Below are 15,156 nucleotides of genomic sequence, written 5' to 3'. Positions count from 1 at the left end.
CGCCCCGGAGGAAACAGGGGCGCTGAAGGAGGATTACCTGCGGCGGTAGCCTTTCTGCGCAGAGTTAACCTTATACAGATAACGACGCGACTCGGCGGAGGGGTGACGGCTGGTGATGGTCTGATAAACATCTCCCGGCGTCATGTTGTTGATGATATTCGCCGCCTGAACCTTATCGCTGGAGAAGACCCGCAGCACGCTGCCCGCGCCGCCGTTATAGGCGGTGATGACCGCATAGCGACGCGAGGTCGGGTTGGTGATGCCGGACAAATAGACGTTGTTCAGCATCGCCAGATAGGCGGTGCCGGTGTCGATGTTATTGACCGGATCGAACAGATAGCTGCGGCTCGGCAGGCCTGATTTGCCCTGCGAACGGAATACGTCCTTCCCGGCGCTGTGCTGCACCACCTGCATCAGCCCCAGCGCGTCGGCATGGCTGACCGCATAGGGGTTAAAGGAAGATTCGGTTTGCATAATTGCCAGGATCAGCGATTCATCAACGCCGTATTTGCGCGATGCCTGACGGACCATGCCAATGTATTTATGCGCGCGTTTGTCGAGGTGGTTCGGCACCAGGTTAATGGTGATGCTGTAGATCATGCGCGGGCCGTTGCTGCGGCTTTTCAGGCGCGTTTGCAGCAGATAGTCGGCGAAGCGCGAGGCGCGCCACTCCCAGCGAATCGACTCGCCGGTGTTATCCACCACCTGACCGTACAGGAACGGCTCTTTTGAAATCTGAATATCATCGACGTCGGAATAGAGGTCGATGGAGTTCGGGTCGTCGCCCATCAGCAGGGTTTTAATAATCGCCTGGCGCAGGCGCCCGGCCGGGTCGGTGCCGGCGATGGTTTCGACGGTAATCGTCCCCGCATCAAAGTTGATATGGCTACGGGTCTGATACTGGTCGGTGTATTTGACGTAGTCCTTCGGCCCGGCGAGCAGAACTTCGTTATAACCCCAAATATTCTCGATGTTATGGGCGAACTGGCCCATCAGAATGTCAAAGCCGTTGGTGTCCTTCACCCACGCCTCGTTGTACTCGGCGCCTTTTTTGGTTGAGCTGGAACACGAAACGAGCAAAGGCGCAATCAGCGCTAGCGCTAAGTATTTTTTCATCATTCCGGGAGTGCGTGTTGTGTTTATTGTTGTAAAGGGCCGTCAGGCCCTTACTGTTTTTCTGGCGGCGTGTAGCCTTCGATGTGCACGTCTTTACCTTCAAACAGGAACTGAACCATCTCCTGCTCCAGCAGTTTGCGATGCTCCGGGTTCATCATGCTGAGTTTTTTCTCGTTGATCAGCATCGTCTGCTTATGCTGCCACTGGGCCCAGGCTTCTTTGGAGATTTCGTTATAGATGCGTTTGCCCAGCTCGCCCGGGTACAGCTGAAAATCCTGGCCCTCGGCTTCACGCTGCAGGAAAGTACAAAAAATCGTTCTGCTCATTCTTAATCCTCTTTAATCGCCAGAAAGCTAAACCGGTGCTCCGGCTTTTAACTGTTGCAACAAGCGCTCCACGGGAGCCGCCAGACCGACGGACGGCGGCTGCGCTAAGTTATACCAGAGTGCGCCCCCTTCATCCATGCATGCGCCGGATGAGTGCACTGTAAGCCACATCGGCACAATATCCAGATGGAAATGGCTGAAAGTGTGGCGGAACGCGGTTAATTGCGTCAGATTATCGGTTTTAATCTGACGCTGGGCCAGCCACGCCCGCAGCGCATCTTCATCCTCAAACTGCGGGAAGCAGAACAAACCGCCCCATAAACCCACCGGCGGGCGCTGGGAGAGGAACACCTCGTCGCCGTGCTGCATCAGCAGGAAATAGCCGGTACGCTCGGGGATCGTCTGTTTCGGTTTTTTGCCTGGGTATTGAGTCCATGAATGATTTGCGTAGGCCACGCAGCCGTTATTCAGCGGACAGAGCTCGCATTTTGGCTTAGAGCGGGTACACACCATCGCCCCGAGGTCCATCATGGCCTGGTTAAAACGCTCGACGCCTTTGGCCGGCGTGACGTCCTCGGCGATCTCCCACAGGCGTTTCTCAACCTCTTTTTTCCCCGGCCAACCGCTGACAGCATAGCAGCGCGCGAGCACGCGCTTCACGTTACCGTCGAGAATCGGATAATGCTGACCGAGAGAGAGGGATAAAATCGCGCCGGCGGTAGAGCGGCCCACGCCCGGCAGCGCGGCGACTTCATCGAAGGTCTGCGGGAATTTGCCGTCGTGCAGGGTGGCCACCTGCTGCGCCGCTTTATGTAAATTGCGCGCGCGGGCGTAATAGCCCAGGCCGGTCCACAGATGCAGGACTTCATCGAGGGGCGCGTTCGCCAGGTCGGTAATCGTTGGGAAACGCGCCATAAAGCGTTCAAAATAGGGGATGACCGTCGCCACTTGTGTTTGTTGCAACATCACCTCGGAGAGCCATACTTTGTAAGGCGTCTTGCCGATTTGCCAGGGCAGGGTTTTACGCCCGTATTTGTCGTACCAGTCCAGCACCTGGGCTGAAAATTGCGCGGCGGGAAAAGTCAAAGCTACGGCTCCGGGATAGCGATTATAAGGTGGCAGATTGCAGCACAAGGGCGAGAGGCTGTAAACCCTTGCATCCGCCGGGTAACTTTGGATAATGCCCGTTTTCCGAACACTCTCACAAGCAGACTTAACTTTTATGAAAAACGACGTCATATCTCCGGAATTCGATGAAAACGGCCGTCCGCTGCGCCGTATTCGCAGCTTCGTCCGTCGTCAGGGCCGCCTGACCAAAGGTCAGCAGCACGCGCTGGACAATATTTGGCCGGTGATGGGCGTTGAATTTAACGATGCGCCGCTCGATTTCGCCGCGCTGTTTGGCCGTGAGGCGCCGGTCACGCTGGAGATCGGTTTCGGTATGGGCGCTTCGCTGGTGGCGATGGCGAAAGAGAAGCCGCAGCAGAATTTCCTCGGCATTGAAGTGCACTCGCCGGGCGTCGGCGCCTGCCTGGCGTCCGCCGAAGAAGAGGGCGTGCAGAACCTGCGCGTCATGTGCCACGATGCGGTGGAAGTGCTGCATACGATGATTCCGGATAACTCCCTGAGCATGGTGCAGCTGTTTTTCCCTGACCCGTGGCACAAAGCGCGTCATAATAAGCGCCGTATCGTTCAGCCGCCTTTTGCCGAACTGGTGAAAAGTAAACTGAAGCTGGGCGGCGTCTTCCATATGGCGACCGACTGGGAGCAATATGCCGAGCATATGCTGGAAGTGATGTCCTCGCTTGAAGGGTATCGTAACCGGTCTGAAAGCAACGACTATGTGCCGCGCCCGGAATCGCGCCCGGTAACCAAATTTGAACAGCGTGGCCATCGTCTTGGCCACGGCGTATGGGACTTAATGTTCGAGAGGGTGAAATAATGGCAACGAATCGTAGCCGTCGTCTGCGTAAAAAAATGCATATCGACGAGTTTCAGGAAGTGGGTTTTTCCGTCGCGTGGCGTTTCGCGGATGGAACCAGCGAAGAGCAGATCGACCAGACCGTTAACGATCTGATTGATGAAGTGATTGAGCCTAATAAGCTGGCCTTTGACGGCAGCGGTTATCTTTCCTGGGAAGGCCTAATCTGCCTGCAGGAAATCGGCAAATGCACCGAGGAACACCAGGCCATCGTACGTAAATGGCTGGAAGACCGCGGGCTTGCCGATGTACGCACCAGCGAACTTTTTGATATCTGGTGGGACTAAGTTTGACAAGGGTCGGCAACTGCCGGCCCGTTTTGTCTGAAGGGAGTTAAATGATGCGCAAAACGCTGTTGGCATTGGCGCTTTCCGTCACCGCTTTGTCCGCGCATGCGGACTACCAGTGTAGCGTCACGCCGCGTGACGATGTCATCCTCAGCCCGCAGCAGGTGCAGGTAAAAGGCGAAAACGGCGATCTGGTGATTAAGCCGGACGGCAACCTGACCTTTAACGGTAAAGCGTATTCCCTGAACGCCGCTCAGCGCGAGCAGGCTCAGGACTATCAGGCTGGCCTGCGCAGCAGCCTGCCGTGGATTGATGAAGGCGCCCGCACGCGGGTAGAAAAAGGCCGCGCCGCGCTGGATAAAATTATTACCGAACAGGTGGGGGCCAGCAGCAGCATGCATAGCCGCCTGACCAAGCTTGATGCGCAGTTGAAAGCGCAAATGAGCCGCATAATTGAACATCGTAACGATGGCCTGACCTTCCACTATAAAGCCATCGATCAGGTGCGCGCCGACGGCCAGCAGCTGGTAAATCAGGCGATGGGCGGCATTCTGCAGGATAGCATCAACGAGATGGGGGCGAAGGCGGTTCTTAAAGGCGGCGGTAACCCGCTGCAGGGGATCCTCGGCAGCCTTGGCGGCCTGCAAACGGCCATTCAGGATGAATGGAAAAACCAGGAAGCCGATTTCCAGCAGTTTGGTAAGGATGTCTGCAGCCGCGTGGTCTCCCTCGAAGAGAGCCGCAAAGCGCTGGTGGGGTCGTTAAAGTAAGTTTTATTTCGCTACCTGCGCCCGCAGGTAGCGATTATGGTCAGTCGATCACATCAGCCCCAGCAGCTGCGGAATAAACAGCGAGATCTGCGGGATATAGACAATCATCATCAGCGCGATCAGCAGGGCGGCGTAGAACGGCAGCAGCGGTTTGATGAGCTGCTGAATTTTAACGCCGGAAATGGAGCAGCCAACGAACAGCGCGCTGCCTACCGGCGGCGTCAGCAGACCGATGCACAGGTTGGCGACCATCATGATGCCGAAATGCACCGGGTCCATCCCTAAATCCTGCGCGATGGGCAGGAATATCGGCGTGAAAATCAGCACCGCCGGGGTCATGTCCATAAAGATCCCAACGATTAACAGCACGATATTAATTAGCAGCAGTATCACCACCGGGTTTTCTGACACCCCCATTAGCGCATCGCTTATCATGTAGGGAATGTCGGCGTTGGTCATCGCCCACGACATGCCGACGGAAAAGCCGATCAGCAGCAGCACGATAGAGGTCATCACCACCGATTCAAGGATCAGCTTCGGCAGATCGCGCCATTTCACTTCCCGATAAATGAGCACCGACAGGATAAAGGTGTAGACCACGGCGATAGCCGACGCTTCGGTAGCGGTAAAAATGCCGCCGAGGATCCCGCCCATCACAATAATCACCAGCAGCAGGCTGGGCAGGGCGTCGAAAAACGCTTTTGCCGCCTGGGCGCAGGTGGGGCGTTCAGAAACCGGATAGCCGCGACGTTTAGCAATGACGGCACAGACCACCATAATAGCCAGGCCCATCAGAATGCCCGGCAGATAGCCGGCCATAAACAGCGACGCGACCGACACGCCGCCCGCCGTCAGGGAAAAGACGATCAGCACGTTTGACGGCGGAATAAGCAGGCCCGTGATGCACGACGAGACGTTCACCGCCGTGGAGAAAGCCGGATCGTAGCCTTTCTGCGTCTGAATGGGGTTCAGCGTGCCCCCTACCGCGGCGGCGGCGGCGACCGCCGAGCCTGAAATCGAGCCGAACATCATGTTTGCCAGCACGTTGACGTGGCCCAGAGAGCCCGGTACGCGTCCGACCATCACCTGAGCCAGATTGATTAAGCGTATGGCAATCCCGCCGCTGTTCATCAGCGTACCGGCAAAGATAAAGAATGGAATCGCCAGCAGGGCGAAGTTATCGAGGCCGTTCGCGAGGCGCTGAGAAACGGTAATCACCGCGATATCCCACGGGAACATCAGCAGCATTGAACCGACGGTGGCGATGCCGATGGAGAAGGAGATAGGTACGCCAATAAAAACCAGAATAAAGAAAGAGCCAAATAGCATCAGTGCGATATAGCTGTCCATCAATTTGCCCCCGCTTCAGCGTGCTTCATGTTTTTTAGCCCGTTGCTGACAAAACATACTGCGTAAAACATCATAATGAGGCCGGTTAACGGCAGGATCAGATAGACGTAGCCCATGGGGATCTGCATTGCCGCTGAGACCTGGGAGGTCGACAGCGTTTTTTCAATCAGCTTCACGCCGCCGGTCACAATCACCGATCCGGCAAAAATAAAGATCAGCAGATTAATGATGACGCTGAGCAGCGCCTGCCTGCGGGGAGGGAGTGTCATCGCCAGTAAGTCGATAGCCAGATGACGCTGGGCGCCGACGGTATATGCCGCACCCAGTAGCCCGACCCAGATCATCAAAAAGCGCGCCAGCTCGTCGGTCAGGGTGCTGGGCTGGTTGAGTACGTAGCGGCTGAACACCTGCCAGACGACGCAAACAACCAGCGCAATCATAACGGCGACGGAGAATGCGGCGATCGTGCGGTCCACCGCCAGCTTTATGCGGTTAAGTATCATCATTGTTTTCCCGATGAAAGCGGGCCAGCGGCTGGCCCGCTAAGTGTTATTCGGCGGTAGCTTCAAATTTGGCCAGCAGGGCGGCCTGCTTCGGATCTTTTTTGAACTCATCAAACAGCGGCTGCACGGCGGCGCGGAACGGCGCTTTATCCACTTTGATAATTTCGCCGCCCATGGCTTTGGCCTGCGCGCGGGTGTCGGCGTCGATCTTGTCCCACAGTTTTTGCTGATACGCTTCGGAAGCTTTCGCCGCCTTGATCAGGATTTGCTGCTGATCCGGCGTCAGTTTGTCCCAGGTTTTACTGGAGATAACGAGGAAATCCGGGATGGAGGCATGTTCATCTTCTGAGAACACTTTCGCGATTTCGATATGGCGCGTTTGCACCCAGGAAGGCACGTTGTTCTCCGCGCCGTCCACCACGCCCTGCTGCATGGCGGTATAAACTTCACCAAAGGAAATAGGGGTTGGCGAACCGCCCATTAATTCGACCATTTTTAAGGTTGTCGGGCTGGCCTGGACGCGGATCTTCAATCCTTTTAAATCTTCCGGTTTAGTGATGGGCTTTTTGGCGTAAAAACTGCGGGTCCCGGCAACATAGGCGGAAAGCGCAAAGAATCCTTTATCTTTCGTGGACTCCATAATTTCCTTGCCCACGTCACCAAAGACGACTTTATTGAAGTGATTCTGATCTTTAAACAGGAACGGTAAATTATATATCGCGTAGACGTTATCGAATGATTCCAGATCGCTGGCGGAACCTTTGGTCATATCCAGCGCGCCGTTTTGTAATAGCTCCATCGTTTCGCGCGCGCTGCCCATCTGGCTACTGGGATATATACGAATCTTCATATCACCGTTGGAAAGTTGGTTAACCTCTTTGGACATCGCCTCAAAGGCCTGATGGACAACGTGGCTACGTTCGAGGTTATGTGCCAGTTTTAACGTGACTTTTTCAGCTGCGCTGGCGCCGGAAGCGAGCAGGGCAAGCAGAGATACACACGCCAGAGAACGAGAAAAAGAGAGTTTTTTCATGAGTCGGCTCCATGCACTTAGGGTAATTGGTCAATATCTTAAAGGATATTCCTTGTTTCTGTATGACATATTATCCTTGTTGTCGTACATCTTTAAGCTGTCTGACTCACACTTTTTCGCAATCAGGCGATCAAATACGTATTTTTGTGCGGTAGGTTATATTTATTTTTAATAAATGAATGTGAATTTATTTTTATTGGAAATGTTGAATTGAGATGATTCGGAAATAGCGATATTAATATTTCGGGAAAAGCGAATAATTAATTATCCCGTTATTGTTATAACGGGATAAGCATAGCGAGGTTTATTCGCTGAGGAATAATTCGAGAAGGGAGTTCAAAAAGAGCTTACCGTGCTCGGTAATCTGCCAGCAGCGCTCATCTTCCGTCAGATAGCCCTCAGCAATGGCGGCATCGATTTGCGGACGGATTGTATGCTCATCAAGCCCGGTGTAGCGGCTGAATTCATCTCGCGGCGCCGCTTCCAGCAGGCGGAAACGGTTCATAAAGAACTCGAACGGCTTATCCGCATCTTCCACATCATGCTGGCGCTCCAGATAACGACCTTCCATATAGCCGCGCGGGTGGCGGGTTTTCGCCGTCCGCAGAATGCGCCCGTCCGGGAAGGTCACTTTGCCGTGCGCGCCGCAGCCAATGCCCAGGTAGTCGCCAAAGCGCCAGTAGTTCAGGTTATGCTGGCACTGATACCCCGGCTTGGCGTAGGCGGAGGTTTCATATTGTTGATAGCCCGCCGCGCTGAGCAGGCTGTGCCCCTGCTCATAAATATCCCACAGCGCGTCGTCGTCCGGCAGGGTCGGCGGACGCGAGCCAAACAGGGTGTTTGGCTCAATGGTCAACTGGTACCAGGAGAGATGCGGCGGATTGAGCGCAATCGCCTGACGCAGGTCGTCCAGCGCCTCTTCCAGAGACTGATCCGGCAGACCGTGCATTAAATCGAGGTTAAAGCTGCGCAGTCCCAGACCGCTTGCCAGGTTTGCCGCGCGTTTGGCTTCCTGTGGCCCGTGGATGCGCCCGAGACGCTGGAGCTTCTGTTCGCTAAAGCTCTGTACGCCGATGGAGATGCGATTAATACCCGCGCGCTGATACTCGACAAAACGGTCCGCTTCTACGGTGCCGGGGTTGGCTTCCATCGTGATTTCCGCGTTGTCCGCCAGGGGAAGAGCTTCCCGCACGCCGTCGAGCAGAGTTTGCATCGCCGGGCCTGAGAGCAGGCTCGGCGTACCGCCGCCGATGAAAATAGTCCCGATTTCACGTCCCTGCGCATAGTGGGCGTCGGCCCGCAGATCGTTCAGCAGATGCTGAACGTAGTCGTCGTGCGGTACCTCGCCCTTCAACGCATGCGAGTTGAAATCGCAGTACGGGCATTTTTGCACGCACCACGGGATGTGAATATAGAGGCTCAGGGGCGGCAAATTAGCCATTACGTAAGGCTTCCAGTAACAGTTTGAGCGCGCGTCCGCGGTGGGAAATGGCGCTCTTTTCTTCACGGCTCAGCTCCGCTGCGGTTTTACCTTCCGTCGGAACAAAGAATATCGGGTCGTAACCAAAGCCGCCGCTGCCTGCGGCTTCGCGAGCGATGATGCCCGGCCAGCTGCCGTGGCAAACCAGCGGGGTGGGATCTTCCGCATGGCGCAGATAGACCAGCACGCAGTGGAATTGCGCCTGGCGCCGATCGTCAGGCACGTCGCGCAGCGCGTCGAGCAGCTTTTCGAGATTGCGCTGGTCGGTCGCGTCTTCGCCGGAATAGCGGGCGGAATAGATGCCGGGCGCGCCGCCTAACGCATCAACGGCCAGACCTGAGTCATCGGCGATGGCCGGGAGGCCGGTAATCTGCGCGGCATGACGCGCTTTCAGAATGGCGTTTTCGATAAAGGTCAGGCCGGTTTCCTCTGCGGAATCCACGCCCAGTTCGGTTTGCGCCACGATATCGAGGCCAAAATCTGCCAGCAGCGAGGCCAGCTCGCGCACTTTCCCGGGATTGCCGGTGGCGAGAACAACTTTTTGCATATGAGATCCTGTTTATTCTTTCAGGGCGGCGACCCCATCGGGGATCTGCTGCGGATGAATGATTTTTATCTGTTTGTGGCGGCCCAGTTCGCCTTTCTCAATAAGCACCTGGCTTTTCGCTACGCGAAACTGTTTGGCGAGGAATTTTACCAGATGGGCGTTGGCCTGGCCGTCAACGGGAGGCGCGGTAATGGCGACTTTAAGCTCGTCGCCATGTAAACCAACGATGCTGTCGCGGCTGGCCTTAGGCTGAATATACAGCCGTAAGACCAACCCATCAGCGCAGGCTTCGACGGCACTCATAGCGCCATCCACAGCCCCGGAAGCAGAACGTTGCCGGTAGCCTGCAACAGTTCGGCGATACCCATGTTGATCACGTACAGCAGCAGAACCAGCACCATCGGCGAGAAATCAATGCCGCCCATCGATGGCAGCAGTCTGCGGATCGGACGCAGCAGCGGATCGGCCAACTGCATCAGGACATATTCCACCGGGCTGCGTCCCTGGCTTACCCAGCTCATGATTGCCATGAGCAGGAGAACCCAGAAGATCAGCGAGCCGACGGTTTTAATGAGGATCAGCAGCGCGGAGATCCAGATAATCGGCTGGAAGGTGACGACCATAAACAGCACGATAGCTTTCACGACGCAGAGAATAAAGGCGACCAGCAGGGAGGCGCTGTCGAGCGGCCCCATCGCCGGGATAATGCGGCGCAGCGGCCCAACGACAGGCTGCGTAGCCTTGACCACGAACTGCGAAAACGGGTTATAAAAGTCGCAGCGCGCCCACTGCATCCAGACGCGTAACAACACGACCATTGTGTAAAGCTCAATGACCGTTGAGAGCAGGAAAGTCAACGTCTTCATGGCGTTCCTCAGATTCCTTATTTTTTGCTGTAGTCGCGCGCGCCGAAAATTGCGGTTCCGATGCGCACCATAGTGCTTCCCGCCGCGATGGCGGCTTCCATATCATCCGACATTCCCAGCGACAACGTATCGACGGTAGGGTAGTGCGTTTTTAGCCGCGCAAATGCTACCGCCATTTGTTGGGCGACGGCAAACTGCCTTACATATTCTGACTCTGGCGCGGGAATGGCCATTAAACCGCGCAGCTGCAGATTCGGCAGTTTCGCGATCTCTGCCGCCAGCGCGTCCAGCTCGTCAACGGGAATGCCCGACTTGCTCTGCTCATCGCTAATGTTGATTTGAATCAGCACGTTGAGTGGCGGCATGTGAGCAGGGCGCTGTTCACTGAGGCGAGCGGCGATTTTGAGTCGATCGACGGTATGGCACCAGTCAAAATGCTCGGCCACCAGGCGGCTTTTATTGGACTGCAGCGGCCCGATAAAGTGCCACTGTAGCCCGCTTGCCCCGGTCTCTTGAAAGTAGCGGATTTTCTCCACCCCTTCCTGAACATAGTTTTCGCCAAACGCGACCTGGCCTGCGGCCATCGCTTCTTCGATAGCGCTCGCAGGTTTCGTTTTACTGACTGCAAGCAATGTAACTTCTTCTGGAGCACGGCCGCAGCGTGCGGCAGCGGCTGAGATTTTGTCCCGGACCTGTGCCAGGTTATGCGCAATATCGTTCATATACCGAGGATGAGTTATGGAACTGGAAGAAATAGTGGCCCTTAGTGTAAAGCATAACGTCTCCGATCTACACCTGTGCAATGCTTCAACGCCGCGCTGGCGTCGCCAGGGCAAGCTGGAGCCTGCGCCTTTTACCTCTCCGGATATTGGCAAGATACTCGCTGATTGGCTCAACGCCGAGCAGCTCGCCCAGTGGCAGGCCTGCGGGCAGGTTGATTTCGCGCTGGCTCCGGCCGGCGGCCCGCGCCTGCGCGCCAGCGCATTTGTCCACAACCGCGGTCTGTCGCTGGCCCTGCGTCTGCTGGCGGAAACCTGTCCGCAGCTGGCGGATCTCGGCGCGCCGGCCGCCTTAACGGAGCTGCTCAATGAGGAGAGCGGGCTTATCCTGGTCACGGGCGCCACCGGTAGCGGGAAATCCACCACCCTGGCGGCGATGGTGGGCTATCTTAATCAGCGCCTCAATGGCCATATCCTGACGCTGGAAGATCCGGTTGAGTTTATTCATCACAGCGAGCGCAGCCTGATCCAGCAGCGGGAAATCGGTCGTCACTGCCCCTCATTTGCCGCGGCCCTGCGCGCTGCGCTGCGTCAGGACCCGGATGTCATTCTGCTAGGGGAACTGCGTGACAGCGAAACGATCCGCCTGGCATTGACCGCGGCGGAGACCGGACATCTGGTTATGGCGACGCTGCATACGCGCGGCGCGGCACAGGCGGTTGAAAGGCTGGTGGATGTTTTTCCTGCCCAGGAGAAAGAGCAGGTTCGTAGCCAGCTGGCGGGAAGTTTATGCGCGGTGCTGGCACAAAAATTGTTTCCGGATACTGCTGGCGGAAGAGTTGCGCTATACGAGCTTTTGGTTAATACCCCGGCGGTGGCGAATTTGATCCGCGAGGGGAAAACGCATCAGCTGCCCGGCGTGATGCAAACCGGGCAGCAATTCGGGATGCAAACTTTTACGCAAAGCTTTCAGCAACGTACGGCTGCGGGTCTTTTATAGCTGCATCTTTTATATTCAGACATCATACCAATGGCTTGTTATGATAATGTTTTATTAATGTTTGGTATCATTATTTTATATTACAAATAACTACCTAAAATTAAGCCGAATAATGCACGCTATGAAAAACGAATTGACATAAACCTCCCATAACCAGGAAAAAAGTTTGATAATCTTTTGACTCTCTTAAGGCATTCGATTTATGCTGTTTACAGGGATAGGAAAATTCCCATGGAATAATGTTTCAAGGTGTAAGTTTGGTTTGATTTTATAAATACACCGGCGATCGTATTCTTGTTAATTCATTTAACCGCTATGAAGGCGGGAATCAACTAAGGAGAGTTTTAAGTGATTAATTTATCTGAGAATTCGGCTTTTTCTCACCAGGTTACTTTTATTACTCACCCCTCTATTCAAAGCAAAGCATTCGCAACCTGGCTGGCTGAGAAGTTATCTGCGTCAGTCGTTCTGCAAAATATTAACAAACCCCTCGCGCAGCGTCTTTTGAAAGATTCTGTAATATTATTTGATATTGCAGTTTCAAATAAAAAGTTGAATAGCGTATGGCGTGACATTATTCGTCTGCAGGCGGATAACCCCCGTTTATTGATTATCAATAGCGCGCAAAAGTATGAGCTCTACGAAATGGCGCAGTGGCCAGCGCTGTACGGCGTTTTCCGTCATGACGATGATGAATCGCGCTTAATTGAGGGCGTTAAGGCTGTGCTGAACGGCGAACAGACGGCTGAATTGAGCGTGATGCACCCGGCGATGTATGCTGCGGATCATGTATCGGCGCCTGCGGAAAATTCACCGCTCACCGAGCGTGAATGTGAAATCCTGAATGAACTTCGCTGCGGGGCGACCAATCTGGATATTGCCCGCGCGCTGTTTATCAGTGAAAACACGGTGCGTACCCATCTGTACAACGTGTTCCGTAAGCTAAGCGTGAAGAACCGGACTCAGGCGGTCAGCTGGGCGAATGAGCATTTGCGCCACTAAAAATGAAATCAGGGTGATGGCGCCTGCCGCTGCGGTAGGGCGCCATCGTTGATGTTCAGAAACTTTGCTCGAAGTAGCTTTCCAGAATAATGACTGCAGAAGCGGAATCCACGCTGCCTTTATTGAGCGCCCGGAATCCACCGTGTTCGAATAGCCCGGCTCTGGCTTCAACCGTGCTCAGACGTTCATCATGCAGGGTTATTTGCACGCCGAAGCGGCCGTGTATTTTATTCGCGAAGTTGCGCGCGCGCGCGGTGAGGGGCTGTTCCGTGCCGTCCATATTCAGCGGCAGGCCGACAATCACGGCTTCGGGCTGCCACTCTTTCAGCAGCTTTTCGATAATATTCCAGTCGGGCTTACCGTCCTGCGCTTTCAACGCGGGAAGGGGGCGGGCAGTGCCTGTGATGCGCTGCCCTACGGCGACGCCAATGCTTTTGGTGCCAAAATCAAAGCCTAAAAAAGTGCCGCTCATTACGCATGCCCCGCTTCGGCTGGCATCGTCACGATATCGATGCCAATGAGCTTCGCAGCATCGCGCCAGCGGTCAGCTATCGGCGTGCTGAACAAAATATTCCGATCGGCCGGCGCGGTGAGCCAGGCGTTATCCAGAATCTCTTGCTCAAGCTGGCCTTTCTCCCAGGAGGCATAGCCCAGCGCAACCAGCACGTTGTCCGGCTGTTTATCCGTACCCAGCGTTTCGAGCACGTCGCGGGAGGTGGTGATCACCGTGTTATCGGAAATACGAATGCTGGAAGAAAAGTCGGAGGGCGGCGAATGAAGTATAAAACCCCGATCCTCGGCCAGCGGGCCGCCAACCATCACCGGTTTATCCAGGCGAATCTCGGGATTGCGCGGTTCAGGCGTGATTTTTAACTTCTCCAGGATCCCTTCAACCTGCAGATTTTCCATCGGCTTATTGATGATGATGCCCATGGCACCGTCATCGTTATACTCGCAGATATAGACTACGGAGCGACGGAACATCGGGTCCTGGAGAGCAGGCATGGCAATTAGAAAGTGATGCTGTAAATTCATTGTCAGAGGTTCTGTTCCTGGTTCAAAAAAGCAGCACCCAGTATGCGGGTAAAGCAAGGGAGTGTCGATTCACTTTATCTTGCAGGTTCAAGGCGCGTTGCCGGTATGAACCTGAGCGTGAATCTCTGAGCTGGCTCCAGGCTACAGGCGCTGGCCTGCAGCCTGAATAAGCGCTTTATTTATTGAGGCGCTTCTCGATGGCATCCATCAGCATCCCGGTGATGGAAATCGGGAAGGCGGCTTCGATTTCACGTACGCAGGTGGGGCTGGTGACGTTAATTTCCGTCAGGCGATCGCCAATGATATCCAGACCGACGAAGATTAAGCCTTTGGCCTTCAGCGTCGGGCCCACGCGGCGGGCGATGGCCCAGTCGCTTTCGGTCAGCGGGCGCGCTTCGCCACGACCACCGGCCGCAAGATTACCGCGGGTTTCGCCGCCCTGCGGGATACGGGCCAGGCAGTAAGGAACCGGCTCGCCGTCAACCACCAGCACGCGCTTATCGCCATCTTTAATGGCCGGCAGATAGTTCTGCGCCATGCAGTAGCGGCTGCCCAGCTCGGTTAGCGTCTCGGTAATCACGCCGAGGTTGGGGTCACCCTCTTTAACGCGGAAAATGGAGGTGCCGCCCATACCGTCCAGCGGTTTGAGAATGACATCGCCATGTTTTTCCCAGAAGGCTTTCAGCTGGGCTTTATTACGGGTGACCAGCGTTTCCGGGGTCAGCTCGGAGAACCAGGCGGTAAACAGCTTTTCGTTACAGTCGCGCAGGCTCTGCGGCTTATTGACGATCAGCGTGCCTTGCTCTTCGGCGCGTTCGAGGATGTAGGTCGCGTAGATAAACTCGGTATCGAACGGCGGATCTTTACGCATCAGAATGACGTCAAGGTCCGCCAGAGGCAGATCCTGTTCGCCGTTGAACGCGTACCATTTATCGTAGTTCTGCTCGACGCTCAGCTTGCGCGTACGGGCGCGGGCTTCGCCGTTGATTAAGTACAGATCGTTCATCTCCATATAATGGAGTTCATAGCCGCGACGCTGCGCCTCCAGCAACATGGCGAAGCTGGTGTCTTTCTTGATGTTGATGGTTGCGATGGGGTCCATCACGATGCCGAGCTTAATCATTGTTCTTCTCCGTTAACG

The 15,156-nt window shown here is 55.2% G+C and carries 19 protein-coding genes; 5 read left to right on the top strand and 14 right to left on the bottom strand.

All coding sequences use genetic code 11. From position 1 onward, the window contains the following. Nucleotides 1–33 precede the first annotated feature (33 nt). From mltC to mutY, 3 genes are read right to left on the bottom strand one after another with little or no spacing between them, the layout of a single operon-like run. Complete coding sequence (mltC, locus tag BJF97_RS24945) at nucleotides 34–1,116, bottom strand: membrane-bound lytic murein transglycosylase MltC (RefSeq protein WP_014226844.1); 1,083 nt, start codon at nucleotides 1,114–1,116, stop codon at nucleotides 34–36. A 50-nt stretch (nucleotides 1,117–1,166) separates the two neighbouring features. Continuing rightward, nucleotides 1,167–1,442 (bottom strand): oxidative damage protection protein, encoded by a 276-nt coding sequence (locus BJF97_RS24940; RefSeq protein ID WP_004854175.1) that lies wholly within the window; start codon nucleotides 1,440–1,442, stop codon nucleotides 1,167–1,169. Between the two features lie 27 nt (nucleotides 1,443–1,469). Further along, nucleotides 1,470–2,528 (bottom strand): A/G-specific adenine glycosylase, encoded by a 1,059-nt coding sequence (gene mutY / locus BJF97_RS24935; RefSeq protein ID WP_032692855.1) that lies wholly within the window; start codon nucleotides 2,526–2,528, stop codon nucleotides 1,470–1,472. Nucleotides 2,529–2,664: 136 nt separating this feature from the next. On the opposite strand from mutY, the gene trmB reads away from it, so the two are divergent. From trmB to BJF97_RS24920, 3 genes are read left to right on the top strand one after another with little or no spacing between them, the layout of a single operon-like run. Beyond that, complete coding sequence (trmB, locus tag BJF97_RS24930) at nucleotides 2,665–3,384, top strand: tRNA (guanosine(46)-N7)-methyltransferase TrmB (RefSeq protein ID WP_004854170.1); 720 nt, start codon at nucleotides 2,665–2,667, stop codon at nucleotides 3,382–3,384. Beyond that, entirely contained in the window at nucleotides 3,384–3,710 is a 327-nt protein-coding gene (locus BJF97_RS24925) for a YggL family protein (RefSeq protein WP_004854168.1), read from the top strand. Before trmB ends, BJF97_RS24925 begins: the two co-directional genes overlap by 1 nt. A 50-nt stretch (nucleotides 3,711–3,760) precedes the next feature. Next, nucleotides 3,761–4,480: a DUF2884 domain-containing protein gene (locus tag BJF97_RS24920; RefSeq protein WP_009651812.1), complete on the top strand. Its 720-nt coding sequence runs from the start codon at nucleotides 3,761–3,763 to the stop codon at nucleotides 4,478–4,480. A 48-nt stretch (nucleotides 4,481–4,528) separates the two neighbouring features. Here BJF97_RS24920 and BJF97_RS24915 read toward each other — a convergent pair whose 3' ends face one another. From BJF97_RS24915 to BJF97_RS24880, 8 genes are all read right to left on the bottom strand, one after another. Beyond that, a complete protein-coding gene (locus BJF97_RS24915; RefSeq protein WP_004105725.1) occupies nucleotides 4,529–5,830 on the bottom strand; it encodes a TRAP transporter large permease in 1,302 nt (433 codons plus the stop codon). Further along, on the bottom strand, nucleotides 5,830–6,333 hold the full coding sequence (locus BJF97_RS24910; protein ID WP_014226842.1) for a TRAP transporter small permease: 504 nt from the start codon (nucleotides 6,331–6,333) through the stop codon (nucleotides 5,830–5,832). The genes BJF97_RS24915 and BJF97_RS24910 overlap by 1 nt, the downstream gene beginning before the upstream one ends. 46 nt (nucleotides 6,334–6,379) lie before the next feature. Next, on the bottom strand, nucleotides 6,380–7,366 hold the full coding sequence (locus BJF97_RS24905; protein ID WP_032692853.1) for a TRAP transporter substrate-binding protein: 987 nt from the start codon (nucleotides 7,364–7,366) through the stop codon (nucleotides 6,380–6,382). A gap of 304 nt (nucleotides 7,367–7,670) precedes the next feature. Beyond that, nucleotides 7,671–8,807: a radical SAM family heme chaperone HemW gene (gene hemW / locus BJF97_RS24900; RefSeq protein ID WP_014839536.1), complete on the bottom strand. Its 1,137-nt coding sequence runs from the start codon at nucleotides 8,805–8,807 to the stop codon at nucleotides 7,671–7,673. Next, a complete protein-coding gene (locus BJF97_RS24895; protein WP_004854157.1) occupies nucleotides 8,800–9,393 on the bottom strand; it encodes an XTP/dITP diphosphatase in 594 nt (197 codons plus the stop codon). Before BJF97_RS24895 ends, hemW begins: the two co-directional genes overlap by 8 nt. Nucleotides 9,394–9,405: 12 nt before the next feature. After that, nucleotides 9,406–9,696 (bottom strand): DUF167 family protein YggU, encoded by a 291-nt coding sequence (yggU, locus tag BJF97_RS24890; RefSeq protein ID WP_004854155.1) that lies wholly within the window; start codon nucleotides 9,694–9,696, stop codon nucleotides 9,406–9,408. Beyond that, nucleotides 9,693–10,259: a YggT family protein gene (locus BJF97_RS24885; RefSeq protein WP_004105714.1), complete on the bottom strand. Its 567-nt coding sequence runs from the start codon at nucleotides 10,257–10,259 to the stop codon at nucleotides 9,693–9,695. The genes yggU and BJF97_RS24885 overlap by 4 nt, the downstream gene beginning before the upstream one ends. Nucleotides 10,260–10,276: 17 nt before the next feature. After that, nucleotides 10,277–10,981 (bottom strand): YggS family pyridoxal phosphate-dependent enzyme, encoded by a 705-nt coding sequence (locus BJF97_RS24880; RefSeq protein ID WP_014226839.1) that lies wholly within the window; start codon nucleotides 10,979–10,981, stop codon nucleotides 10,277–10,279. A 16-nt stretch (nucleotides 10,982–10,997) separates the two neighbouring features. On the opposite strand from BJF97_RS24880, the gene BJF97_RS24875 reads away from it, so the two are divergent. Both BJF97_RS24875 and BJF97_RS24870 read left to right on the top strand, forming a co-directional pair. Beyond that, nucleotides 10,998–11,978: a type IV pilus twitching motility protein PilT gene (locus tag BJF97_RS24875; RefSeq protein WP_032692851.1), complete on the top strand. Its 981-nt coding sequence runs from the start codon at nucleotides 10,998–11,000 to the stop codon at nucleotides 11,976–11,978. Between the two features lie 348 nt (nucleotides 11,979–12,326). Further along, nucleotides 12,327–12,980 (top strand): LuxR C-terminal-related transcriptional regulator, encoded by a 654-nt coding sequence (locus BJF97_RS24870; protein WP_014226837.1) that lies wholly within the window; start codon nucleotides 12,327–12,329, stop codon nucleotides 12,978–12,980. Between the two features lie 55 nt (nucleotides 12,981–13,035). Here the strand turns inward: BJF97_RS24870 and ruvX are convergent, their stop codons facing one another. The 3 genes from ruvX to gshB form a co-directional block, all read right to left on the bottom strand. Then, the gene (gene ruvX, locus BJF97_RS24865; protein ID WP_014226836.1) at nucleotides 13,036–13,452 is read right to left on the bottom strand and encodes a Holliday junction resolvase RuvX; all 417 of its coding nucleotides are present in this window, start codon (nucleotides 13,450–13,452) and stop codon (nucleotides 13,036–13,038) included. Beyond that, nucleotides 13,452–14,015, bottom strand: coding sequence for a YqgE/AlgH family protein (locus BJF97_RS24860; protein ID WP_014226835.1), 564 nt, complete (start codon nucleotides 14,013–14,015; stop codon nucleotides 13,452–13,454). Before BJF97_RS24860 ends, ruvX begins: the two co-directional genes overlap by 1 nt. A 175-nt stretch (nucleotides 14,016–14,190) precedes the next feature. Then, nucleotides 14,191–15,138: a glutathione synthase gene (gshB, locus tag BJF97_RS24855; RefSeq protein WP_014226834.1), complete on the bottom strand. Its 948-nt coding sequence runs from the start codon at nucleotides 15,136–15,138 to the stop codon at nucleotides 14,191–14,193. Nucleotides 15,139–15,156: the final 18 nt, after the last annotated feature.

The sequence above is a fragment of the Klebsiella sp. LTGPAF-6F genome (assembly GCF_001753185.1).
GTDB classification, from domain to species: domain Bacteria; phylum Pseudomonadota; class Gammaproteobacteria; order Enterobacterales; family Enterobacteriaceae; genus Klebsiella; species Klebsiella michiganensis.
The sequence above is the reverse complement of the archived record's forward strand: the minus strand, read 5'-3'. Positions and strand labels throughout refer to the sequence as shown.